We start from the raw sequence: 23,115 nt of genomic DNA, 5'->3' as shown, positions 1-23,115 counted from the left end.
TCAATAGCCGTCGTCCAGACGCTTCTGGCTCTGCACGTTAGCCGCTTCTATTTGTTGCTTAAGTTGCTCTGCCTGTTGTTGCAGCTGCGCCGCCTGTTCGGCTTGCAGGCTGGCAGTGGCTGCCGTTTCGCCTAGGCCGCAGGCGCTGAGCAGCAAGGTAGTGGCAAGCAGGGGGGCGGTGAGACTGCGCATGGTGACTCCGGGTGAGGTGGGCAGATCAGTGCCAGCGTTGGTAGATGGCGTCCAGGGTGCCAGCCTGTCGTAAACGCTCAAGGGCTGCTGCGAACGGGTCGGCACGCGTGCGATCACCTTTGGTAAAGGCGACATAACGTGGCATTTCCACCAGGGGCTTGGCCAGGATGCGCACGCTCTGTTCAGCGCGTTGTTCACGCACAAAGTACATCAGTTGCACCCGATCCCCGACTATCACGTCAATGCGCCCGGCCAACAGCATGGATACCAGCTGGCGTGGGTTCTGTGCGCTGCTGTCGCGCCGTAGGTCAGCCTTGTCGAAGTCCGACTGGTAGGCGTAACCGCGTACCTGGCCAATGATGTAGGGCGACAGGTCGTCGAGCTCGGCCCAATCGGTGAGGTTGGTTTTGCGCGAGGTCATAAATACCGTGGAGCCGGTGCGGATCGGCCCGACCAGCTCGTACTGCTGCATGCGTTCCGGCGTGCCGGCGAACTGAAAGGCCATTGCCACATCGCCGCGATCAAGCATGCGCTTGACTCGTTCCCACGGATAAAGACGCAGGCTGTAGGGGAGTTTGGCTTCCTGCATCACCGCTTCCACCAACTCGACGTCCAGCCCTCGCGGGAGGTCATCTTCGATGGTTACAAAGCTGTAGGGGGCGAACTGTTCGTCTCCGACCACTTTCCATTCTTCGGCCTGCACTACCCAGGGCATCAGCAGCAAACACAGCGCAGCAATACGCATGGCGTTCTCCCGGTGGGTATTCACGCGAGTTAAGTACTCGTTGTTGATGCTAGCCAATGCTGTGCGGGCCTGCACGGCCACTCGACATTTTGCCAACCTTGCGTGGCTTTTTATAAAAAAACCCCGGTTCTAGGCCAGGGCTTTGAGTGCGTATAAACGACTCAGACTTTGCGCACGAACTCGGATTTGAGCTTCATCGCGCCAATGCCGTCGATCTTGCAGTCGATGTCATGGTCGCCATCGCACAGGCGGATACCCTTGACCTTAGTGCCGACTTTAACCACCAAGGATGAGCCTTTGACTTTCAGGTCCTTGATCACGCTAACGGTGTCGCCGTCCTGCAGCACGTTGCCCACTGAATCCTTGATCACTTTGCTGTCATCCGCCTCTGCTTCAGCAGTGGCTGACCACTCGTGGGCGCACTCCGGGCAGATCAGCTGGGCGCCGTCTTCGTAGGTGTATTCGGAGTTGCAGTTAGGGCAGGGCGGCAGAGTGCTCACGGCAGGTCCTTGGCGGGTCAATTAGAAAGGCCGCATAGTGTATAGGGTTTTGTCTGCCGGGGTTTTACTGGGCTGTACCTGGCGCTAGTGGTTGTGGCCAGTTCAGGGTGCCGCGGTCATTGAAGCGCCAGGTGCCAAACAGGCCGGCGGCCAATTTACCACGCAGCTCATAGGGCAAACCCTTGCCGTTCTGATAGCCGGCGGCCCCCCAGGCTTGGCGCAACATGGCGTAGGCGGAGAGGCTGACTGGAACCTGCAATATGGTTTCGCCATAACGCGGAATCTGCCCGTGTTGATCACTCACACCACTGAGCAGCGGTTGTTGATTGACCTTCAGCTCCATGGCGATGCCGTCGAAGTCGATGGGGCTGTTATTGGGGTTTTGTACGCGCAATTTGACTGCGAAACGCATTTCCAGGTCTTCGCTGGGCAGGGGTTCGATACCGACTAACTGAATCTGCAACGGGTCGCGCGGTGTCAGGCTGCTGCAGGCGGCCAGCGTGGCGAGTAGGCTGATAAGCAGAAGGTGTGTGAGTGTGCGGTGAAGGCGCTTGGGCATGCTGGGTTCCACTGCTGAAGAGTCACAGAGTAGAAGACCCCGATACTGGGGCGATTACGCCGCAGCTGGGAAAATAAGCCTGGGGAAGGTGACAGCGGGAATGCCCGCCAGCCTGCAATCACAGGCGCTGGCGGGTTTGCAGTGGCGTATCAGAAGTGCGCTTTTACCAGCAGGCTGGCGGTGTTCTGATCAGTCGCACCAACGAAGTTGTCGCTGACGAAGCCGCTGTCCTGAATGCCGTATTTGTCCTTCCAGTAATCGTATTCGATACCGACATACAGCTGCTTCTCGCCCCAGCTCATGGCTTTGCCCAGGTCGTATTTGATCTGTGGGTTGAAGTGCAGGTTGGCGTGGTAGCTCTTGTCGTTATCCACCACCCAATCCATAAAGCCGTCGATCACGATGTCGGATTTACCCACCGGGATGGTGTAGCTCCACACCGGGGTGATCTGCCAGACATTATCGCCGTCGCGTTTGCCATCCGTGGTTCGGTTGTAGAAGTTCAGCGAGAAGTAATCGAAGCCCGGAATCGCCAGATCAAAGCCAGGGCCGATCAGGTAGGACTCGACATCGTCTTCGCCAAACTCGTAGGTGGTAGCCAGCAGCACGTCTTTAATTGGGCCGAATTCAAGCTTGGTGTTGAACAGCTTGCCGAGCGACAGGCGCGGCGAGAACTCGCCGTAGAAGGTGTGGCCGTCGCCTGCGCCATTGGTGGCGTCGGTGTTGTACTTGATGGTGTCGACGAAGAAGAACAGGTCACCAATATTCCAGCCACTGGCGTGCTCGAAGGTGATGGTCTGCTGGATTTCCGGGTCGATCTTGTAATCCTGGCCATACAGATAGGACAGGCTGTTGTTCTGCCAGTGCAGCAGGTCACCCGCCATGGCCTGGCCGCCCGCCAGTAGCCCGCCAGCCATGACCAAAGTGGAAAGAGTAAGGTTCATCGAGTGGTGCTCCCCAAAGTGCTGAATTATCGTTTAAACCTGTCTAAGTGGTCAGGCTGTCGGGGCTTGAGCAAGAATAGGGCCAGGTAATCGAATAGTGCCGTGAGCACCATGCGAAGCGCGTTTTAGCTGGGTCGAGGTGTGTTTAAAGTTTTGCTGGGGTGACGGTAAGCGCGCTAGTTACTGACCTGGCGGGCAGTTTTTGCTCCAGGTTGGTGCGCTTACGCAGTGCCCTAGTCTGTACTTGCGGGGTTCTGGGTGGGGTGCAGCTGCTTATTAGCGCGGGTCCGGATTACTGATTTCCGCTAACGACTCCAGGCTTTGCAGCTCAACCAGCTCCAAGCTATTGCCAAACTCGGCTGGTGTGCCAGCCAGTTCGCCGAGCAGCGCCCACTGTTGATCCAGTTCGGAGCTGATTGCCAGCATGCGTTCGATCATCTTGTGTGCAGTTGCATGCACGCTGCTGTCTTGTGCATTGAGCAGCTCGAACGACATGGCGGTGATGGCGGCAGTCAGGTGGGTAAGGCTGCGCGTGGACAGGTTGAGTAGCTCGGTTAATTGCGCTTCCTTGGCAGTCATAGCCAGATCTCCTTGTGAACCCTGCCCAGAGCTTAGCCTGATACGGGCTTGAGCGGCTATTCCCTCTATCGGTCCGATTGTGCCACCTGGCCTGTGCGGCGGTATTGCGATGTGAGTGTGCGCTGCCTGTATCTGGTTGCGCTGGCCGATGGGCTTACTCCGTCGGCGGTTGCGCGTAAAGCGGGTTGTTGTGCTTTGCTTGGGTAAGGCGTTTACCGCGTCTGGGTGCAACTTGGTAGCGTGATATGGGTTGTACCTATTGTCGGAAGATCGAGACTATTTTTAAACGAGCGTTTTTCTTGTGTGCCGCAAAATTTCCATATGAGCCGCACCAGGCTTGGGCTCTTGCCAGAAAATAGCTGGGCTGTGCGCTGTCGAGGAATGTGTTGCTTAGGGATTATGTTTGGTTGCACCTAGTTGCACCTTATGTGGTCGCGGGTTTAATCTCTCGCCAGTTTTTGCCGTGCTCCAGCCCCTATAGGACAAACCAATGGCCACCACCACCCTTGGCGTAAAGCTCGATGATGCAACCCGTGATCGCCTCAAGCAGGCAGCGCAGTCAATTGACCGCACGCCGCATTGGCTGATCAAACAGGCCATCTTCAATTACCTGGAGCAGGTCGAGGGTGGTTTGACCCCGGCCGAGCATTCCGGTTTGGCGGCGGTTGCCGGTGAAGAATCGGTTGAGTCGCTCAGCGAGCAGGGTTTGCAGGTGTTCCTCGATTTTGCTGAAAGCATCCTTCCGCAATCGGTACTGCGTGCGGCCATTACCGGGGCTTATCGCCGTCCGGAAACCGAAGCGGTGCCGATGTTGCTGGAGCAGGCGCGCCTGCCCAAGGACATGGCCGAGGCCAGCAACACGCTGGCCATGCGCATTGCCGAGAAGCTGCGCAGCCAGAAAAACGCCGGCGGCCGTCAGGGCCTGGTGCAGGGTTTGCTGCAGGAGTTCTCGCTGTCGTCGCAGGAAGGTGTGGCGCTGATGTGCCTGGCCGAAGCACTGCTGCGTATTCCGGACAAGGCCACCCGTGACGCGTTGATCCGCGACAAGATCAGTAACGGCAACTGGAGTCAGCACCTGGGCAACAGTCCGTCGATGTTCGTCAACGCCGCATCCTGGGGCCTGTTGATCACCGGCAAGCTGGTGTCTACGCACAACGAAGCCGGTCTGGTCACCTCGCTTAACCGCATTATTGGCAAAGGCGGCGAGCCACTGATCCGCAAGGGCGTGGACATGTCCATGCGCCTGATGGGCGAGCAGTTTGTCACTGGCGAAACCATCGCCGAAGCCTTGGCTAATGCCGCCACTATGGAAAGCAAAGGCTTCCGTTATTCCTATGACATGCTCGGCGAAGCCGCGCTGACAGCTGAAGACGCCAAGCATTACCTGGCCTCTTACGAGCAGGCCATTCACGCCATCGGCAAGGCCTCTCACGGCCGTGGTATTTACGAAGGCCCGGGCATCTCGATCAAGCTGTCGGCCCTGCATCCACGCTACAGCCGCGCCCAGTACGAGCGCGTGATGGAGGAGCTGTACCCGATCCTCCTTAATCTGACCAAGCTGGCCAAGCACTACGACATCGGCCTGAATATCGACGCCGAAGAAGCCGACCGTCTGGAAATCTCCCTCGATCTGCTCGAGCGTCTGTGCTTCGACCCGGCGCTGACCGGCTGGAACGGTATTGGCTTTGTTATCCAGGCTTACCAGAAGCGTTGCCCCTATGTGATCGACTACGTGATCGACCTGGCCAAGCGCAGCCGTCACCGTCTGATGATCCGCCTGGTTAAAGGCGCGTACTGGGACAGCGAGATCAAACTGGCCCAGGTCAATGGTCTGGAAGGCTATCCGGTGTTCACCCGTAAGCCGTACACCGATATTTCCTACATTGCCTGCGCGCGCAAGCTGCTGGGCGTGCCGGAAGCGATCTACCCGCAGTTCGCCACTCACAACGCCCACTCGTTGTCGGCGATCTATCAATTGGCCGGGCAGAATTACTACCCCGGTCAGTACGAGTTCCAGTGCCTGCATGGCATGGGTGAGCCGCTGTATGAGCAAGTGGTGGGCAAAATTGCTGACGGCAAGCTCAACCGTCCGTGCCGTATTTATGCCCCGGTGGGCAGCCATGAAACGTTGTTGGCCTACCTGGTGCGCCGCCTGCTGGAAAACGGTGCCAATACCTCATTCGTTAACCGGATTGCCGACCACAGTATTTCGATCAAAGAGCTGGTGCTCGACCCGGTTGTGCAGATCGAGCAGATGGCCGCGCAGGAAGGTAGCCTTGGTTTACCGCACCCGCGTATCGCCCTGCCGTGCGCTTTGTATGGCGAGACCCGGAAGAACTCCGAAGGCATCGACCTGGCCAACGAACACCGCTTAGGCTCGCTGTCTTCGGCGCTGCTGAGCAGCACTAACAACGCTTACAAGGCCATGCCGCTACTTGGGTGTGACACCCCAGAGCTGAGCGAGGCGCAGCCGGTACGCAACCCGGCCGACCACCGCGACATCGTCGGCCACGTGTATGAAGCCAGTGAGCAGGATGTAAAAAATGCCGTGCTCTGTGCGGTGTCCAGCGGGCAAATCTGGCAATCCACCCTGCCGGCTGAGCGCGCCGCTGTTCTGGACCGCGCAGCGGATCAGATGGAGGCGGAAACCCAGCAGCTGATGGGCTTGTTGGTGCGCGAGTCGGGTAAAACCTTTGCCAATGCCATTGCCGAAGTACGTGAGGCAGTGGACTTCCTGCGCTACTACGCCGCACAGGCGCGCAATCATTTCAGTAATGACAGCCATCGTCCGCTGGGTCCGGTGGTGTGTATCAGCCCGTGGAACTTCCCGCTGGCCATCTTTAGCGGGCAAGTAGCAGCCGCGTTGGCAGCCGGTAATACCGTGCTGGCCAAACCGGCCGAACAAACCCCGCTGATCGCCGCACAAGCGGTGCGCATCCTGCTGGAGGCCGGTGTGCCGGCCGGTGCCGTGCAGCTGCTGCCGGGCCGCGGCGAAACCGTCGGTGCCGGCTTGATCGGCAACGAACGCGTGCGTGGGGTGATGTTTACCGGCTCCACCGAAGTGGCCGGGATCATTCAGCGCAACCTGGCCGGTCGCCTGGATGCACATGGCCGCACGCTGCCGCTGATCGCCGAAACCGGCGGTCTCAACAGCATGATCGTTGACTCGTCGGCATTGACCGAGCAGGTGGTGGTTGATGTGGTCGCCTCGGCCTTCGACAGCGCCGGTCAGCGTTGCTCGGCGCTGCGCGTACTGTGCGTGCAGGCAGACGTGGCGGATCGGGTGATCAACATGCTCAAGGGCGCCATGGCCGAATACAGCCTGGGTAACCCGGAGCGTTTGAGCACGGACATCGGCCCGGTGATCGACGCCGAAGCCAAGGACAACATCGATCAGCACATCGCGAAAATGCGCGACAAGGGTCGCAAGATTTTCCAGGCAGCGCGTAGCAATGGCGATGACCTCAGCCGTGGCACCTTCGTCACGCCAACGCTGATCGAACTGGACAGCTTCGACGAGATGCAGCGTGAGATCTTTGGCCCGGTGCTGCACGTGGTGCGCTATGCCCGCGCTGATCTGGGCAAGCTGCTGCAACAGATCAACGACAGTGGTTACGGCCTGACGTTGGGCGTGCACACGCGCATCGATGAAACCATCGCCCAGGTGGTTAACAGCGCCAAAGTTGGCAACCTCTACGTCAACCGCAACATGGTCGGCGCAGTAGTCGGCGTGCAGCCGTTTGGTGGCGAAGGCCTCTCCGGTACTGGCCCGAAAGCCGGCGGCCCGCTGTATATGTACCGTTTGCTGGCGACCCGTCCGCAGGACGCCGTGGCCAAGCAGCTGCAGCAGGAAAGTGGCGAGATTGCCCGTCCAGCCGAGCAGGCCAAGGTGATTCAGGCCCTGCAGGAGTGGGCAGCCAAGCATGAGCCGAGTCTGTCCGCGCTGAGTGCGCAATATGTTGAGTTGGCGCAGAGCGGCACCGTGCAGATGCTTACCGGCCCAACCGGTGAGCGCAACAGCTACAGCCTGCTGCCACGTGAGCATGTGCTGTGCCTGGCTGATGACCGTAGCGATTTGCTGGTGCAGCTGGCAGCGGCCCTGGCCGTGGGTTGCCACGTGCTGTGGCAGGAAGGCGAGCTGACCCGCGAGCTGTTTGCTGCACTGCCCAAGGCGGTGCAGCAGCGCATCACGCTGCTCAGCCAGTGGAGCGAAAGTGACAGCAGTTTCGACGCCATCTTGCACCACGGTGATTCCGATCAGCTGCGCGAAGTCTGCCAGTTGGCTGCTCAACGCCCTGGCGCAATTATCGGTGTGCACGGTCTGCACAAAGGCGAGACGGATATCCCCCTGGAGCGTCTGTTGATCGAACACGCCCTGAGCATCAACACCGCAGCGGCCGGCGGTAACGCCAGCCTGATGACCATCGGTTAAAGAGCTTTACCGAGCATGCTGCCCCGACTGGCTTTAAACCCGTCGGGGTGGATGGCAACACCGGCTTACCGCCACCTCCAGGCACCTTGCCCAGGTGTTTGATGCTGCACTGCAGCGCCCGTCGTACATCCGGCAACGGAGGGCTACCCGCCCAGTACGATGCGTTTCTTCCCTTCTGGCATTTCGATGCACTGCGCTCGCCTACCCGGCGGGCGCTGCAACGGAGCTACCCGCTCCGTTGCGCATCGCCCGCCTGTCGACTGTTTAGATCTAATCCCGCGTTGTTATGTGCCCCAGCTTTCACTCGACTGTGCGTAGCCGCAAGAGGCTCAAGTGTGTCGATAGCGCTATTTGGTTTTGCCAGCCAGCTGATTGCGCAGGGCGCGCTCGACCGCAATCTGCAGCGTGTATGCAGGTGCTTCGATGGCGTCGTGGTCGCGGGTGTAGCGGCGGGTAAATTCACGCACGCCCCATTGCTGGTATTGCTGCACGTGCAACAGCTCATGCGCCCAGAGCGCGACATTTTGTTGGGCGTCCTCAGCGTTGCGAAAGACGATGATGTCGATCAGCGTCACCGCCTGCACGTCGGGATTTTGCAGTAGGGCATTGCCGGCGTTGAGTGTCGCGCCGCTGTCGACCTTAAAGCGCGCTGAGTCGAGCACTGCTATGGCGAAATAAGCCTCCAGCTGGGCGCGGATATGCAGGGGCACGGGCTCGGTTCCGTCGGCTGCTGCACGCTGACGCGCTTGCAACAAGCCCTGCTCAAGACCGGAGGCGGCGAGCTGGCTGAGGTCTTCATACAACACGTCGATGTCGGCCTGGCTGATCGGCGCACAGAAGCACGCCACGGCACAGACCTGCTGCTGCCCGCTGGGGCAGGCGAGAACCGAGGCGGCGAGGCCGAGCCCGCCAACCAGCAGGGCAACCCAGCGCAGAGGGTGACGCAAAAACACTGCAGGCAAGGACGTCTCCCTCAAACAAGAACGGCCGACGCAGTCTGCGCCAGTGTCGTGTGGCAGTCGGACAGTGGCCGTTGCGTTTGGTTGCAGCGTGCGCTGGCGGCTACACCCGCACCCAGCGCTGCCGAGTCCAGCTGCTTAGTGCGTCGACGCCGAATACCAGCAGCAACATGGCGATGATCACCGTGCTGGCCTGGGCTTCCTGGAACAGGCTAAGGCTGACGTAGAGCATTTGCCCCAGGCCGCCGGCCCCGACGAAGCCGAGTACGCTGGCCATGCGGATATTGTTTTCCCAGCGGTACAGGCAGTAGGCCAACAGCTGTGGCCACAGGTTGGGCAAGGTGCCGTAGCAGAATGCGGCGACCTGGCTGCCGCCCTGTAAACGAATCGCCTCAGCCGGTGCGGTGGGGGTATTTTCCAGCGCTTCGGCAAACAGCCGGCCGAGCACGCCAGCGGTGTGCAGGGCCAGAGCCAAGGTGCCGGCGTTAGGGCCGAGACCGGCGGCGAGCACCATCAGTGCGGCCCAGACTAATTCTGGAATCGCGCGTAGGGCATTCAGGAGCAGGCGTGCGGCGCTTTGCAGTGGCCAGCCGAAGCGCCCGGCGGCGGGCAAGGCCAGTAGCAAACCGAATACGGCCGCCAGCAAGGTGCCGAGGGCCGACATGGCGAGGGTTTCCAGCGCGCCACGGCCGATGGTCGTCAGGTGCTTCGTGCTCAGGTCGGGCTCAAGAAAGCGCTGCACATACGCGCCCATCTGCCGCAGGCTGTCAGCACTGCTAAGTGCGCCCAGGTCAAGGCTCAGGTAGGCGAACGAGGCGAGCACGGCCGCGCCGATGCCCAGCAGCAGTAGCACGTTGGTCAGTCGGCTCATAGCAGCCGCCCCCGCAGCAAGCGGCTGAGCTGGTCGGCCAGCAATACCAGCAGCACAAAGGTCAGCAACATGCTGGCCACTTCGCCGCCAGCAAACATGCGCAGTGACAGGTCAATCTGCTGGCCGAGGCCACCGGCGCCGACGAAGCCCATCACCACTGAGGCGCGGATTGCGCACTCCCAGCGGTACACGGTGTAGGAGGTCAGCTCCGCCGCCGCATTGGGCAGAATGCCGTAGGTAAACGCTGCCAGCCGGCCACTGCCGGCCTGAAGCAGAGCGTGCATGGGGCGCTGGTCAACTGACTCGTAAATCTCCGCATAAACCTTGCCGAGCATGCCGCTGTAGGTGATGGCGATGGCCAATACCCCGGCAGTGGGGCCGAGGCCGACGGCGCGTACGAACAATAAGGCCCAGACGATCTCCGGCACGCTGCGCAGGAAGATCAGCAGGCCGCGCACCGGCCAGCGCAGCAACTGCGCCAGCGGCTTGGGCCGCCCACTGCGGGAGGCGGCGGACAGCGACAGCGCGCGGCTGGCCAGCAGGCTGGCCGGAATTGCCAGCAGCAGGGCTAGGGCCATACCCGCAGTGGCGATGGCCAGGGTCTGCAGGGTGGCGTGCAGCAACAGTTCGAGGAATTCATCGCTGTGCGCTGGCGGCCAAAACGCCGCTACAAAGCGGCCCATCTCGCTCTGGCTGTCAGTTTGCAGCAGCACGCCGAGGTCCAGCTCGCTGAGCTGGATACCCGGCCACAGCAGAGCCAGCGCCAGTAGCGTCAATAACAGCCGAGGCAGGGCGGCCGGGTCGCGGTTGGCGCGGTTTAGCATCGCGGGATCTGCAGGCTCAGGCTGACGGCGGGTACGGTTGGTGAGAGCAATTTCTCGTTGGCGTAGAGCGCATCAAGCTGCGTGTGGTCAACCTCAGCCGCCGGGCGGTCAAAGAGAATCTGCCCATCGCGCAGGCCGATAATCCGTGGGAAGTGCGCCAGGGCCAGCTCCACTGCATGCAGGCTGGCAACCAGGGTTACGCCGCCGGCTTCGGCATGCTGACAGAGCACGCTCAGGGTGTGTTCAGCCAGCACTGGGTCCATGGCCGATACGGGCTCATCGGCCAGTAGCAGCTCAGGCGCTTGGTACAGCACGCGGGCGATGCCAACGCGCTGCAACTGACCACCTGAGAGTTGTTGGCACTGGGCGAACAGCTTGTCAGCCAGGTCCAGCTTGGCCAGCTCGCGGCGTGCGCCAGGGATGTCCAGTGGGTGCAGCAGGTTGAGCAGGCTTTTGACCAAGTGCCACTGGCCGAGTTTGCCGGCCAGCACAGCGGTGATCACCCGTTGCCGTGCTGGTAGCGGCGGCGCCTGATGCACCAGGCCGATACGCGCGCGCAGGCGCTGACGTTGGCGCGCCGAGAGTTGCCAGGGCTGTTCGTTGAACACCTGTAACTCGCCACTGCTCGGTTGCAGAGCCGTGGCGAGCAGATTGAGCAGGCTCGACTTACCGGCCCCAGACGGGCCGATGATCGCGACCCGCTCACCGGCGCTGATTGTCAGGCTTACGCCGCGCAGGGCGTGCACGCCGTTACCGTGCTGCAGAGTCGCCTGGTGCAGGCGCAGGCTCATTTCAGCAGATCGGCAGCGCGGGCAGCGTCCTCGATACCTTGGTAGTTCTCAGGCTTGGTTTCGATAAAGCGGCTGGCGGCCTGCAGGTCGAGGATTGCCTTGTGCTCAGGGTTTGCCGGGTCGAGGGCGAGGAAGGCCTTCTTGATTTTCTCTGCCAGCACGGGATCAAGGGTGCCACGCACGGTCCAGTTGTAATCGAAGTAGGGCGGGGTGGTGGCGAAGACGTTGACCTTGTTGGTGTCGATCTTGCCAGCGGCGACCAGTTTGTCCCACACACTGGCGTTGAGTACGCCAGCGTCAACCTTGCCAGCCTGGACCCAGGCGGCAGTGGCGTCGTGCGCACCGGAGTAGCCGATGCGGCTGAAATAGTCTTCCGGCTTGATCCCGTCCTGGGTCATGAAGAAGCGCGGCATCAGGCTGCCGGAGGTGGACGACACCGAGCCGAAGGCGAAGGTCTTGCCCTTGAGGTCGGCCAGGGATTTCACGTCAGGGTTGGCCGTGATGAATTTGCTGGTGAACTGCGCATCTTGCTCGCGCTGCACCAATGGGATGGCATTACCCGTCTTCAGGCGCACTTGAACGAAGGTGAAACCGCCGAGCCAGGCCAAGTCGAGGCGGTCGGTGGCTAGCGCTTCTACTACGGCTGGATAATCGGCGACTGGGACGAACTCGACCTTCATGCCCAGTTGCTGTTCCAGGTAGGCACCCAGCGGCTTGAATTTACGCAGCAGTTCGGTGGGGGCTTCGTCGGGGATGGCGCTGACTTTCAGCACATCAGCGGCGTGGGACAAGGTGGCGGACAAGGACAGGGCAACGCCAGCGGCGAGCGCCAAGGTACGTTTGAGCATGAAGATTCTCCGGTTCAATAGCGGAAAAGGTTCGAAGAGGCAGGTCGCAACATGCGCACTGCGCGTAGTCAGGGTAATAGACGTGGCGCGATTATATGGGGCACTGCAGCAAAGGCCAGCTTTGCTCGCAGATCGTTGAAAACTACCTGCGTTGGCAATCCTGCGTTAAAAACGGCCTCGGCAAGCCGCTTGCGGCTAACGCGCTTCAGCGCGACCCGAAGGGCGAGTGGACCGAGTACTGCTCATTTACAGCTCGTAAACTCGACTCTGGCATCCTGCTTCGTTCTACCTCCTGGATCCATGCAGTCGTCCGCGCCTCGGCCGTTTTTGCCTTGTCTTGCCTGCCTCGCCTACGTTTTTCATTCGCCTGCTAGAATCCGCGCCTGTTTTTTGATTTGCCGAGAGCCTGACCGATGAGCGAGCCGATTCGCCTGACCCAGTACAGCCATGGCGCTGGTTGTGGCTGCAAGATTTCCCCCAAGGTGCTGGATGTGATTCTTGCCGGTAGCGGCGCACAGAACCTCGACCCTAAGCTGTGGGTGGGCAATGCCTCACGTGACGATGCGGCGGTGTATGCCCTCGATGATGAGCGTGGGGTGGTTTCGACCACGGACTTCTTTATGCCGATTGTCGATGATCCCTATGACTTCGGCCGCATTGCCGCCACCAATGCCATCAGCGACATCTACGCTATGGGCGGCGACCCGCTGATGGCCATCGCCATCCTCGGCTGGCCGGTCAATCTGTTGCCGCCGGAAGTCGCTCGCGAAGTGATTCGCGGCGGCCGCGCAATCTGTGATGAAGCCGGCATTCCGCTGGCAGGCGGTCACTCCATCGACGCCCCAGAGCCAATTTTTGGCCTGGCCGTGACGGGTGTGGTGAACAAGCGCCACATGAAGCGCAATGACACGGCCACGCTCGGCTGTCAGCTGTACCTCTCCAAACCGCTGGGCATCGGCATCCTCACCACTGCCGAGAAAAAGTCCAAATTGCGTACCGAAGACGTCGGCCTGGCGCGCGACTGGATGTGCACCCTGAACAAACCCGGTTCGCGCTTCGGCAAATTGGCCGGGGTCACGGCGATGACCGACGTGACCGGCTTTGGCCTGCTCGGCCACCTGGTGGAGATGGCTGACGGCTCAAACCTCACCGCGCAACTCGACTACGCTGCCGTACCGCGCCTGCCGGGGGTCGACTATTACCTGGCCGAAGGCTGCGTGCCGGGCGGCACCCTGCGTAATTACGACAGTTATGGCGAGAAGATCGCGCCGATTACCGAGGCGCAACGCGATCTGCTGTGCGACCCGCAAACCAGCGGCGGTCTGCTGATCGCGGTGACGCCTGAAGGTGAAGCGGAGTTCCTCGCCGTAGCGGCTGAGCTGGGCCTGAACCTGGCGCCCATCGGCCGTCTGGTGGAGCGACAGGCATACGCGGTAGAGGTGCTCTGATGCGCGAAAACAGCAGCAACTACCGCGAAATCTTCCTTAACGATGTACCGATGATGGACGCCCGCGCCCCGGTGGAATTCAGCAAAGGTGCCTTTCCTGGTGTGCTCAACCTGCCGCTGATGGATGACAACGAACGCCAGCGGGTCGGTACCTGTTACAAGCAACACGGCCAGGATGCCGCCATCGATCTCGGCCACCAACTGGTCAGCGGTCAGGTTAAGGCCGAACGGGTCGCGGCTTGGGCAGCGTTCGCCAAGGCCAATCCAGAAGGCTACCTGTACTGTTTTCGTGGCGGCTTGCGTTCGCAAATTACGCAACAGTGGCTGGCGGAGGCTGGTATCGATTACCCGCGGGTAATCGGCGGCTACAAAGCGATGCGCACCTTTTTGTTGGAAACCACTCAGCAAGCGATTACCGAGTGCGACTTCGTCATTCTTGGCGGCCTTACCGGCACCGGCAAAACCGACGTGCTTGTGCAACTGGATAACAGCTTGGATTTAGAAGGTCACGCCAATCACCGTGGCTCCAGCTTCGGCAAACGCGCCACGGGCCAGCCGATGCAGATCGACTTCGAAAACCGCCTGGCCATCGACCTGCTTAAGCAACGCGCCCGTGGCACCGAGCAATTTGTTCTAGAGGACGAGGGGCGCATGGTCGGCAGCTGCACCGTGCCGCTGGCGCTTTACCAAGGCATGCAGCAGTACCCGTTGGTGTGGCTGGAAGATGCCCTTGAGGACCGCGTCGAGCGCATCCTGCGCGATTACGTGGTCAACCTGTGCGCCGAATTTACTGCCTTGCACGGTGAGGAAGAGGGCTTTCGGCTCTACGCCGAACGTCTGCTGCAAAGTCTGAGCAATATCCAGAAGCGCCTGGGCGGTGAACGCTACCAGCGCTTGCTGGCCATCATGCAAGTGGCGCTGAACGAACAGCGCAGTGGCGCGGTTGAGCTGCACCGCGACTGGATCGCCGGGCTGCTGTGCGAGTATTACGACCCGATGTACGCCTATCAGCGCGATAGCAAGGCCGCGCGTATTGAGTTCGCCGGCGACCAGGCTGCGGTCATCGCCTACCTGAAGGCGCGTCAGGCAAAGGCCTAAGCCGGGGAGGCCTGAGCCTAGGCGCTCGGCTCAGGTACTAAAGCGCAGAAGTGGACGCCTAACGCCAGCGCCGGCCGAGGTCGTCCTTACTTGGGGGCGCTTCAGTTTTGCTCTTTTGCCAGGGCGCGCTGGTAGCTGCTGATGCTTTCCAGGTTACGGATATAGCGTTCGATGTGCGGGAAGGCCTGAGCGCCTTTTAGGTTATTCAGTGCCCCCTGCACGACGAAGCCCAGCATAAAGTCCGCACCGGTCAGGCGCTCTGCTAGCAGGAAGTTCCGACCTTCAAGGTGGTTGTTGATATGGGCAAACACCTTGTTGAATTCAGTCTCCGCGTAGCTGTTTAGAAACTTCAGGTCGGTGCCTGACTGGGTTTCATACTGATTAAATATTTTCAGTAGAAAAGGCAGCATGGCGGAGCTTTCTGCAAAGTGAATCCACGTCAGGTAATCAATGTATGCAGCTGAACCTTCAGCAGGTGCCAAGTGAGGCGCCAGGCGCTTAATCAGTACTTCCACCATCGCGCCAGACTCGGCAATAACCTGCCCGTCTAGTTCAATCACCGGCGATTTGCCGAGCGGATGGATGGCCTTTAGTGAAGCGGGGGCCAAGTGGGTTTTTGCATCGCGCGTGTACTTGATGAGCTCATAGGGCTCACCGATTTCCTCGAGTAACCAGAGGATGCGAATTGAGCGTGAAGCATTAAGGTGGTGAAGTTTGATCATCGGTGTGGCTCCGTTTGGGGCGCATCGTGCATATGGCGCGCTGATGTGTGATTGGTAATTGGCGTGTTCTGGACGGATGCTACGCGCTCAGTAGTCAACTGGTCTACTATTGAAAGGGTGTGCTCGAAGCGTAGCGCTTTTTTGCGGAGTAGCCTCTGCAGTCGGCGGGTTGCATTGCGGTTTGGCCTGGGTGGCCGAGGGGGAGTGTTGATATAGTAGAGCGTTGATATTCACAGTAGACGACTGGTCTAATTTATTGGTAACCTGCCCCGATGAAGCAAAACTACGATGACACGCGCCAGCATTTACTCGACACCGGCCACCGCATGATGGTGGTGAAGGGCTTCACAGGTGTGGGCCTTAACGAGATTTTGCAGGCCGCCAGCGTGCCGAAAGGCTCGTTCTACCATTACTTCAAATCCAAAGAGCAGTACGGCCAGTCCTTGCTCGAGGATTACTTTCGCACTTATCTGGCGAACATGGACGAACGCTTCGCCGTCACGGGCAACACGGCCCGCGAACGACTGATGGACTATTGGCAGAAGTGGCTGGACAGCTACTGCGAGCCCTGCGATGAGCAGAAGTGCCTGGTGGTGAAGCTGAGCGCTGAGGTGGCCGATCTTTCTGAGTCCATGCGCCTGACGCTGCGCGATGGCGCAGATCAAATCATTGCGCGGATTTCTGAGTGTATTGAGCAGGGCCAGCAAGACGGTTCCCTGCCGCCAGGCGATGCTTACCGCACGGCGACGGCCCTTTATCAGCTGTGGCTCGGCGCCAGCCTGCTGAGCAAGCTGCACCGTAATAGTCGGTCGCTGGAAAACGCCATGGACACGACCCAGACCATGTTGGCCTCTGACAACACCTAATGGCGAGACTGCCCACCAGTAGGTGGGCTTTTTTTATCGGCTTAATAGCCGACTGGTCTAATTTATCTGCTCCGAGACAACCATTTCTTCAACATCAGCCAGGAGTTTGCACATGCCCCAGTCAAAGCAAATCAATCGACGCGTTGTTCTGGCCTCGCGCCCGCACGGTGCGCCTGTCGAGGCGAATTTCCGCATTGAGCAAAGCCCTATTCCTGAGCCTGCAGAAGGGCAGGTGCTGCTGCGTACCGTCTACCTGTCGCTCGACCCTTACATGCGCGGCCGCATGAGTGATGCACCGTCCTATGCGCCGCCGGTGGAAGTCGGCGGGGTGATGGTGGGTGGCACTGTATGCCGTGTGGAGGCTTCGAAAAACCCGGTCTACAAGGTCGGTGACTGGGTGCTGTCCTTTGCTGGCTGGCAGGACTACACGTTGTCCGATGGCAGTGACCTGACCGCGCTGGGCGAGTCGCCGGCACAACCCTCTTATGCCTTGGGCATCTTTGGTATGCCGGGCTTCACCGCGTATATGGGCTTGCTCGATATTGGCCGGCCGCAGGCGGGCGAAACACTGGTGGTGGCGGCTGCTACCGGGCCAGTCGGCGCGACTGTCGGGCAGATTGGCAAAATCAAGGGCTGCCATGTGGTCGGCGTCGCCGGCGGCGCGGAAAAGTGCCGGTATGCCGTCGAGGTGCTGGGCTTTGATGCCTGCCTCGATCACCGTGCGCCGGACTTCGCCGAGCAACTGGCCAAGGCCTGCCCGGCGGGTATCGATGTCTACTTCGAGAATGTCGGTGGCAAGGTCTTCGAGGCGGTGCTGCCGCTGCTCAATACCAAGGCCCGAGTGCCTGTCTGCGGCATCGTCGCGCACTACAACGACACCGCCTTACCCAGCGGGCCAGATCGCTTGCCGTCTTTGATGGGCGCCATTCTGCGTAAGCGCATTCATGTGCAGGGTTTTATTATTTTTGATGATTACGCGCACCGCTACGACGAATTCTTTAACGAGATGTCGAGCTGGTTTGCACAGGGTCAGATCAAGTATCGCGAGGAATTAGTGAACGGCTTGGAAGAGGCGCCTATGGCCTTTATCGGGCTTCTCGAGGGCCGTAATTTTGGCAAGTTGGTGGTTCGCGTCGGTCACGACTGATTGTCTGGCGTTGGAGTGACCATGGTTCGTGCTCTGCCAGCTCAAGCTCCTTGCTGGCAGGGTTTTCTTATTTAAAAAATCCAGGCCGCTAAGTTACAGGCAATGCCTGCAGAGATTTTTATGCATACACCCAGCAAGCGCTCGCATCAAATAAACGCCATGTTCTGGCGTGTCGTGGTGGGCTGTCTGGGGTTATACCCTACGCTCTTATTGGTGCTGAGTGTGTTGGCCCCGCTGACCCGTGATCTGAGTTTTCCGCTAATGGTATTGGTGGAAGTGCTGGTATTGGTGCCTGTCACCCAGCTTATCTCCTTCCCACTGGCCGGGTGGCTGGTTGCCCGTTTAAGGCGGATTAATTCGTGAGGGCATGAAGCTGTTTTAGTCTGCGTCACGTAGCGCACCCACATGATCAAAGCGATAACCAAGGTTGTCGGCATTAACACTTTAGGCAGAGGAAATAACATGCAAACGTTAATCATCAACGGACAGTCGCAGCAGGTTGACGTTGCCCCCGATATGCCTCTGCTATGGGTCTTGCGCGATGTGCTGGGCCTGACCGGAACCAAATATGGCTGTGGCATTGCCCAGTGCGGCGTGTGCACCGTGCACCTCGATGGCCAGCCGATCCGTTCATGCGTGACGCCGATTTCCGCTGTAGCGGGGCGCTCGATCACCACCATTGAGGCCATCGGCGAGACGGCCGTGGGCCAAGCCGTGCAGCAGGCCTGGCTGGCGCATGAGGTGGTGCAATGCGGTTACTGCCAATCAGGGCAGATCATGGCCGCCACGGCGCTGCTGCAGAGCCAGCCGAAGCCCGATGATCAGGCGATTGATGCCGCCATGGCGGGCAATCTTTGCCGCTGCGCCACCTACACCCGTATTCGCACGGCCATTCACAGTGTTGGCCGTGTAGAGGAGGCGTGAGATGAAAAAGCCTAACGAAATGACTGTTGATATGTCCCGTCGCCGCCTCTTGCAGGGCAGCGGTATCGCCCTCGGCGGCTTGGTGTTGAGTACCTGGCTACCGCCGTTGGTGTCTAAAAGCGCAGCCGCCGAGGCGGCGGCGACAGGTCGGCTTGGTGATCGCTCCGCTGAGGGTTTCGGTGCCTTTGTCCGCGTTGGCCCCGATGGCGTGGTCACGGTGATCTCGCCGAAAATTGAAATGGGCCAGGGTGCGCACACCGGTATTGCCATGATGGTCGCCGAGGAACTGGAAGTGCCCCTGGATCAGGTGGTGATCCAGGAAGCGCCACCGAACTCGGCGCTGTATACCGACAGCCTGATGCAATTTCAGGCCACCGGTGGTTCGACTTCTACTCGTGTTACCTGGGAGCCGCTGCGTCGGGCGGGCGCTACGGCGCGGATCCTGTTGATCCAGGCGGCTGCTCTGCAATGGCGCGTCGCGCCGAGCCTGTGCCATGCGCAGAACGGCCAGGTGTTTGGCCCCAATGGCCTGCAGGCGGCCTATGGCGACTTGGTCGAGGCGGCTGCGACGCTGCCATTGCCCGATGCAGTGCCGCTGAAAACCCCCGAGCAGTTCAAGTTGCTGGGCACCCCCGCGCAGCGTCTGGATACGCCCGCGAAGGTCAACGGCAAGGCGCGCTTTACCATCGACCTGCAAATCCCCGGCATGCTGGTGGCCTCCAGTATCACCTGTCCGGTGTATGGCGGGCGGCTGCTCAACGTTGATGACAGTCAGGCGCGACGAGTGCCTGGGGTGCGCGACATCGTGCGCCTGGACAATGCCGTGGCCGTCACCGCGAGCAACTTCTGGGCCTGCCAGCAGGCCATCAAGGCGCTGAAAATCGAGTGGGACCTCGGCCCACATGCCGCGATTGGTTCAGCGCAGTTGGACCAGGAGCTGCTCGCGGCCAGTAGCCGTGATGGCGTGGTCGGCAAGCGCAGCGGCGACATTGAACAAGCCAAGCAGCAATCGGCCAGCCAGTTCGAGGCGGTTTACGAGCAGGCGCTGTTGTCGCATTCACCGCTTGAGCCCATGAGCTGCGTGGCCCATGTGCGTAAAGATGCCTGCGAGCTGTGGGTCGGCACCCAAGTGCCGGTGTTCGCCCAGCAGACGGCAGCCCAAATCACCGGGTTGCCGGCGGAAAAAATCCAGGTGCACAACCAGCTGATCGGTGGCGCATTCGGTCGGCGTCTGGAATTCGACTTCATCACCCAGGCAGTGGCCATCGCACGCCAGGTTGCTTACCCGATCAAGCTGATCTGGAGCCGTGAAGAGGACATGACCCACGACCTCTACCGGCCGCTTTACGCCGACCGTATGCAGGCCGCTCTTGATGAGCAGGGGCGACCGCTGGGTTGGGAGCACCGCATCGCCGGTGCCTCGATTCTCGCCCGTTATGTCGGCAGCTTGCCGCCCAATGGCGTGGATGCCGATGCCGTGGAAGTGGCGGTAGACCCCATCTACAGCCTGGCGCATTTGCAGGTTCGTTATATCCGCCAGGAGCCGAGCGTTGTGCCCGTGTCCTGGTGGCGCGGCGTGGGCCCGCTGCGCGGCACCTATGCTCTGGAATGTTTTATTGATGAGCTGGCGCACAACGCCAAGGCCGACCCGGTGGCCTACCGCCTGGAGCTGATGGCGGAGCAGCCACGTGCCCAGGCGGTGCTGCGTTTGCTGGCCGAAAAGACTGACTGGAATAAGCCGTTGCCCGCCGGGCAGGGCCGTGGTGTGGCGGTCAGTGCGGTGTTCGGCAGCTACGTGGCGACCCTGGTTGAACTGGAGATGCAGGGCGACTTGGGCATACGCATCAAGCGCCTGGTCAGTGTGGTGGATTGCGGCTTTGCGACTAACCCGACCTCGGTTAAGGCGCAGATCGAGGGCGGCACGCTGTTCGGCCTGTCCGCCTCGCTATTCAACGAAATCCTCATCGAAAACGGCCAGGTGCAGCAGACCAACTTCCACAACTACCGGCAGCTGCGCATCAGCGAAGCGCCGGCGGTGGAGGTGCACCTGCTGCCGAGCCTGGAAGCGCCGGGTGGCGTCGGCGAGGCCGGTACTGCGTTGATCGGTCCGGCCCTGGTCAACGCCCTGTTCGCCGCATCGGGCCAGCGCATTCGTCGCTTGCCGCTGAGCCGTTTCGGCTACTACCCGGTTTAAGGAGCACCTGATGAAATTAATAAGCAACCTACTGCTGCTCGCCAGTGCTGCTCTGCTGGCGCAAGCGGCCTATGCCCAGGACGATTCGCTGGCTAAGGGCGAATACCTCACGCGCGCCGCCAACTGCGTGGCTTGCCACACCGTGCCCGGCGGTGAACCTTTCGCCGGTGGCGTCGAGTTCAAGCTGCCGTTCGGCTCGCTGTTTTCGCCCAACATTACCCCTGACACGCAAACCGGCATCGGTGCGTGGACCGATGACGAGTTCGTCAGTGCGCTGCAGACCGGCGTGGGCCGTGATGGCCAGCACTACTACCCGGCGTTCCCCTATACCTCCTACAGCAAGATGTCGCGCGATGACATCCTCGCGATCAAGGGTTACCTCGACAGCCTGGAGCCAGTCGAGCAAGCACCGCGCGAAAACCAAATCGGCTTCCCGTTCAATCAGCGCTGGGGCATGGTTTTCTGGAATTTGCTGTTCCTTAACGATGAGCCATTTCAGGCGGACAGCCAGCGCTCTGCTGAGTGGAATCGCGGCAAATACCTCGTCGAAGGGCCGGGTCACTGCGGCGAATGCCATTCACCGCGCAACCTGTTTCAGGCAGTCAGCAGCGACCGCTCGCTGGCCGGTAACCTGCTCCAGGGTTGGAACGCCTACAACATAAGTGCCGACCCGGTGCACGGCATTGGTGCCTGGCCCACGGACGTGCTAGCTGGCTATTTGAAGGATGGCGCAGCGCCAGGCCTGGGTTTGTCTTCGGGGCCCATGGCAGAGGTGGTGGAAAACAGCTTGCGCCACCTGACCGACGCTGACCGTCAGGCGATCGCCGTCTTCCTCAAGAACTCGCCGCCGCGCAGTGAAGGCGTGCCTCGCCCGCAGCAGGTCACGCTTGCTGAACCGGGCAGCGGTAATGCGCTCGGCAACAAGCTGTTCGCCGAAGCCTGCGCCAGTTGCCACCGCTGGGACGGCACGGGCAACCAGAGCCAGACGGCCATGCTGCTGGGCTTGAAGACGGTCAACGACCCGGCCGCCAGCAACTTGCTCGGCATCTTGTTGAGTGGCCATGGTGCTGCCGACGCCCCTGTGGATCGGCTTATGCCGTCGTTCGGCAGCATTTACAACGACCAAGAGCTGGCCGCGCTGAGCAGCTTCATGTTGCAGCGCTTTGGCGACAGTGGTGCGCAGGTATCGGTGCCAGCTGTGGCTAAGCGCCGGACCGAGTCCCTGCATTGAGCGGAGGTGCCGCATGTCGGGCCTGAACACATTGCTGGATGCGCTCCTGGCCGAGCGCGAGGCTGGCCGCGAAGCGGTGCTTGCGACTGTGGTCAAGGTCGAAGGCTCGGCGTATCGGCGGCCGGGTGCGCGCATGCTGGTGTCGCGCTTCGGCAGGCCCGAGGGCACCATCAGTGGTGGCTGCCTGGAGGCGGAAGTGGCGAAAAAGGCCTGGTGGCTGACCGAAGCCGGGCCGGCGCTGCGCAGCTACAGCACCGCCGAGGCGGATGAGGCCAGCGAGGAAGCGCTGAGCTTCGGCCTGGGCTGTAACGGCAAGGTGCATGTGCTGTTCGAGCGCCTGCCGGCCAACGGCCCTTGCGCCTTGGTCGATGCCTTGCTTGGCGTGCGCGACAGCCAGCAAGCGGCGGCCATTGCCACGGTGATCGCCAGCCCGGGCGCTGCTTCGCCACGCTTAGGCGAGCGCTTGTGCTTGGTGCCTGGTCAGGATGCCAAAGGCGAACTACTGCGCTCGGGGCTGGCGGAACAGATCAGCGCTGATCTGCAGCAGACCTTGCTGCGCGGCAAGTCATCCCGCTGTGTCTATCCAAATGGCGCGGGCGAAGTGGAGGTGCTTCTGGAGTACCTGCCGCCTGTGCGACGCCTGGTGATCTTCGGCGCGGGCCATGATGCCCAGCCGCTGGTGCGCATGGCCAAGCTGTTGGGTTGGCATGTGACGGTGATCGACGGCCGGGCGCACTTTGCCCGAGCCGAGCGCTTTGCCGAGGCTGACCAGATACTGGTCGGCGACGTCGAGCAGCCTTTCGCTTACCACGAGCTGGTGCGCGGGGCTGCGGTAGCGGTGATGACCCACAGCCTGGTGCAAGACGCGCATTGGCTACAGGGCGTGTTGCACAGTGAACCCTGCTATGTCGGCCAGCTAGGCCCGCGTGAGCGTACCGAGCGCTTGTTGGCCGGCATCCACGAACAATTGGCTAAACCGCAGGACGAGCTGCCGGGGCTGGCATGTTTGCATTATCCGATCGGCCTGGACCTGGGCGGCGACACCCCGGAAAGCGTGGCCATGGCGGTGCTGGCGGAAATTCAGGCAGTGCTCAACGGCCGCCATGGCGGCAGCCTGCGTTTGCGCGCCGCGAGCATCCATGACAGCGACCCTGTGCTGATCGCTGGCCAGGCCGCAACCGCTGTTACTACAGAAGCTTTTCGGCAGTTCGCCGTGCAGCGCTGACGACTGATCAACCGAGG

General features: G+C 60.9%; 22 protein-coding genes. 10 read left to right on the top strand and 12 right to left on the bottom strand.

Features of this window, described 5'->3' with window-relative positions; all coding sequences use genetic code 11:
* The 6 genes from D8779_RS15295 to D8779_RS15270 all read right to left on the bottom strand — a co-directional run bounded on the left by D8779_RS15295 (position 1) and on the right by D8779_RS15270 (position 3,519).
* On the bottom strand, positions 1 to 192 hold the full coding sequence (locus D8779_RS15295; protein ID WP_136665353.1) for a hypothetical protein: 192 nt from the start codon (positions 190 to 192) through the stop codon (positions 1 to 3).
* A 25-nt stretch (positions 193 to 217) separates the two neighbouring features.
* Positions 218 to 937, bottom strand: a complete 720-nt coding sequence (locus tag D8779_RS15290) for a substrate-binding periplasmic protein (RefSeq protein WP_136665352.1) — start codon at positions 935 to 937, stop codon at positions 218 to 220.
* Between the two features lie 161 nt (positions 938 to 1,098).
* Positions 1,099 to 1,437 carry a zinc ribbon domain-containing protein YjdM gene (locus D8779_RS15285; protein ID WP_136665351.1) on the bottom strand — a complete coding sequence of 113 codons (339 nt, stop codon included), beginning with the start codon at positions 1,435 to 1,437 and terminating at the stop codon, positions 1,099 to 1,101.
* Between the two features lie 64 nt (positions 1,438 to 1,501).
* The gene (locus D8779_RS15280; RefSeq protein ID WP_136665350.1) at positions 1,502 to 1,996 is read right to left on the bottom strand and encodes an LEA/WHy family protein; all 495 of its coding nucleotides are present in this window, start codon (positions 1,994 to 1,996) and stop codon (positions 1,502 to 1,504) included.
* Between the two features lie 149 nt (positions 1,997 to 2,145).
* Entirely contained in the window at positions 2,146 to 2,940 is a 795-nt protein-coding gene (locus D8779_RS15275; RefSeq protein ID WP_136665349.1) for an outer membrane protein OmpK, read from the bottom strand.
* Positions 2,941 to 3,216: 276 nt separating this feature from the next.
* Positions 3,217 to 3,519, bottom strand: a complete 303-nt coding sequence (locus D8779_RS15270) for a hypothetical protein (protein WP_136665348.1) — start codon at positions 3,517 to 3,519, stop codon at positions 3,217 to 3,219.
* Between the two features lie 490 nt (positions 3,520 to 4,009).
* Here D8779_RS15270 and putA point away from each other — a divergent pair, with 490 nt between their 5' ends.
* Positions 4,010 to 7,951 carry a trifunctional transcriptional regulator/proline dehydrogenase/L-glutamate gamma-semialdehyde dehydrogenase gene (gene putA, locus D8779_RS15265; protein ID WP_136665347.1) on the top strand — a complete coding sequence of 1,314 codons (3,942 nt, stop codon included), beginning with the start codon at positions 4,010 to 4,012 and terminating at the stop codon, positions 7,949 to 7,951.
* A gap of 347 nt (positions 7,952 to 8,298) precedes the next feature.
* On the opposite strand, the gene D8779_RS15260 is transcribed toward putA, so the two are convergent.
* From D8779_RS15260 to D8779_RS15240, 5 genes are all read right to left on the bottom strand, one after another.
* Entirely contained in the window at positions 8,299 to 8,913 is a 615-nt protein-coding gene (locus D8779_RS15260) for an eCIS core domain-containing protein (RefSeq protein WP_420875610.1), read from the bottom strand.
* 100 nt (positions 8,914 to 9,013) lie between these two features.
* The gene (gene phnE, locus D8779_RS15255; protein WP_136665346.1) at positions 9,014 to 9,781 is read right to left on the bottom strand and encodes a phosphonate ABC transporter, permease protein PhnE; all 768 of its coding nucleotides are present in this window, start codon (positions 9,779 to 9,781) and stop codon (positions 9,014 to 9,016) included.
* Positions 9,778 to 10,605: a PhnE/PtxC family ABC transporter permease gene (locus D8779_RS15250; protein WP_136665345.1), complete on the bottom strand. Its 828-nt coding sequence runs from the start codon at positions 10,603 to 10,605 to the stop codon at positions 9,778 to 9,780. Before D8779_RS15250 ends, phnE begins: the two co-directional genes overlap by 4 nt.
* Positions 10,599 to 11,396 (bottom strand): phosphonate ABC transporter ATP-binding protein, encoded by a 798-nt coding sequence (locus tag D8779_RS15245; RefSeq protein WP_136665344.1) that lies wholly within the window; start codon positions 11,394 to 11,396, stop codon positions 10,599 to 10,601. Before D8779_RS15245 ends, D8779_RS15250 begins: the two co-directional genes overlap by 7 nt.
* Positions 11,393 to 12,244: a putative selenate ABC transporter substrate-binding protein gene (locus D8779_RS15240; RefSeq protein ID WP_136665343.1), complete on the bottom strand. Its 852-nt coding sequence runs from the start codon at positions 12,242 to 12,244 to the stop codon at positions 11,393 to 11,395. Before D8779_RS15240 ends, D8779_RS15245 begins: the two co-directional genes overlap by 4 nt.
* 413 nt (positions 12,245 to 12,657) lie before the next feature.
* Here D8779_RS15240 and selD point away from each other — a divergent pair, with 413 nt between their 5' ends.
* Positions 12,658 to 13,692 carry a selenide, water dikinase SelD gene (selD, locus tag D8779_RS15235; RefSeq protein ID WP_136665342.1) on the top strand — a complete coding sequence of 345 codons (1,035 nt, stop codon included), beginning with the start codon at positions 12,658 to 12,660 and terminating at the stop codon, positions 13,690 to 13,692.
* Complete coding sequence (gene mnmH / locus D8779_RS15230) at positions 13,692 to 14,789, top strand: tRNA 2-selenouridine(34) synthase MnmH (protein ID WP_136665341.1); 1,098 nt, start codon at positions 13,692 to 13,694, stop codon at positions 14,787 to 14,789. Before selD ends, mnmH begins: the two co-directional genes overlap by 1 nt.
* A 101-nt stretch (positions 14,790 to 14,890) precedes the next feature.
* On the opposite strand, the gene D8779_RS15225 is transcribed toward mnmH, so the two are convergent.
* Positions 14,891 to 15,511 carry a glutathione S-transferase family protein gene (locus D8779_RS15225; RefSeq protein ID WP_136665340.1) on the bottom strand — a complete coding sequence of 207 codons (621 nt, stop codon included), beginning with the start codon at positions 15,509 to 15,511 and terminating at the stop codon, positions 14,891 to 14,893.
* A gap of 272 nt (positions 15,512 to 15,783) precedes the next feature.
* Between D8779_RS15225 and D8779_RS15220 the strand changes: the two genes are divergently transcribed.
* The 7 genes from D8779_RS15220 to D8779_RS15190 all read left to right on the top strand — a co-directional run bounded on the left by D8779_RS15220 (position 15,784) and on the right by D8779_RS15190 (position 23,098).
* Entirely contained in the window at positions 15,784 to 16,377 is a 594-nt protein-coding gene (locus tag D8779_RS15220) for a TetR/AcrR family transcriptional regulator (RefSeq protein ID WP_136665339.1), read from the top strand.
* A 112-nt stretch (positions 16,378 to 16,489) separates the two neighbouring features.
* The gene (locus D8779_RS15215; protein ID WP_136665338.1) at positions 16,490 to 17,524 is read left to right on the top strand and encodes an NADP-dependent oxidoreductase; all 1,035 of its coding nucleotides are present in this window, start codon (positions 16,490 to 16,492) and stop codon (positions 17,522 to 17,524) included.
* A gap of 120 nt (positions 17,525 to 17,644) precedes the next feature.
* Complete coding sequence (locus D8779_RS15210; protein ID WP_090376352.1) at positions 17,645 to 17,887, top strand: hypothetical protein; 243 nt, start codon at positions 17,645 to 17,647, stop codon at positions 17,885 to 17,887.
* Between the two features lie 99 nt (positions 17,888 to 17,986).
* Positions 17,987 to 18,448 carry a (2Fe-2S)-binding protein gene (locus D8779_RS15205; protein WP_090376350.1) on the top strand — a complete coding sequence of 154 codons (462 nt, stop codon included), beginning with the start codon at positions 17,987 to 17,989 and terminating at the stop codon, positions 18,446 to 18,448.
* Between the two features lies 1 nt (position 18,449).
* Positions 18,450 to 20,642 (top strand): xanthine dehydrogenase family protein molybdopterin-binding subunit, encoded by a 2,193-nt coding sequence (locus D8779_RS15200; protein ID WP_136665337.1) that lies wholly within the window; start codon positions 18,450 to 18,452, stop codon positions 20,640 to 20,642.
* A gap of 10 nt (positions 20,643 to 20,652) precedes the next feature.
* Positions 20,653 to 21,873: a cytochrome c gene (locus D8779_RS15195; RefSeq protein WP_136665336.1), complete on the top strand. Its 1,221-nt coding sequence runs from the start codon at positions 20,653 to 20,655 to the stop codon at positions 21,871 to 21,873.
* A gap of 13 nt (positions 21,874 to 21,886) precedes the next feature.
* Positions 21,887 to 23,098 (top strand): XdhC family protein, encoded by a 1,212-nt coding sequence (locus tag D8779_RS15190; RefSeq protein WP_136665335.1) that lies wholly within the window; start codon positions 21,887 to 21,889, stop codon positions 23,096 to 23,098.
* Positions 23,099 to 23,115 lie beyond the last annotated feature (17 nt).

The sequence above is a fragment of the Pseudomonas leptonychotis genome, from assembly GCF_004920405.1.
In the GTDB taxonomy this organism is placed as follows: domain Bacteria; phylum Pseudomonadota; class Gammaproteobacteria; order Pseudomonadales; family Pseudomonadaceae; genus Aquipseudomonas; species Aquipseudomonas leptonychotis.
The sequence above is the reverse complement of the archived record's forward strand: the minus strand, read 5'-3'. Positions and strand labels throughout refer to the sequence as shown.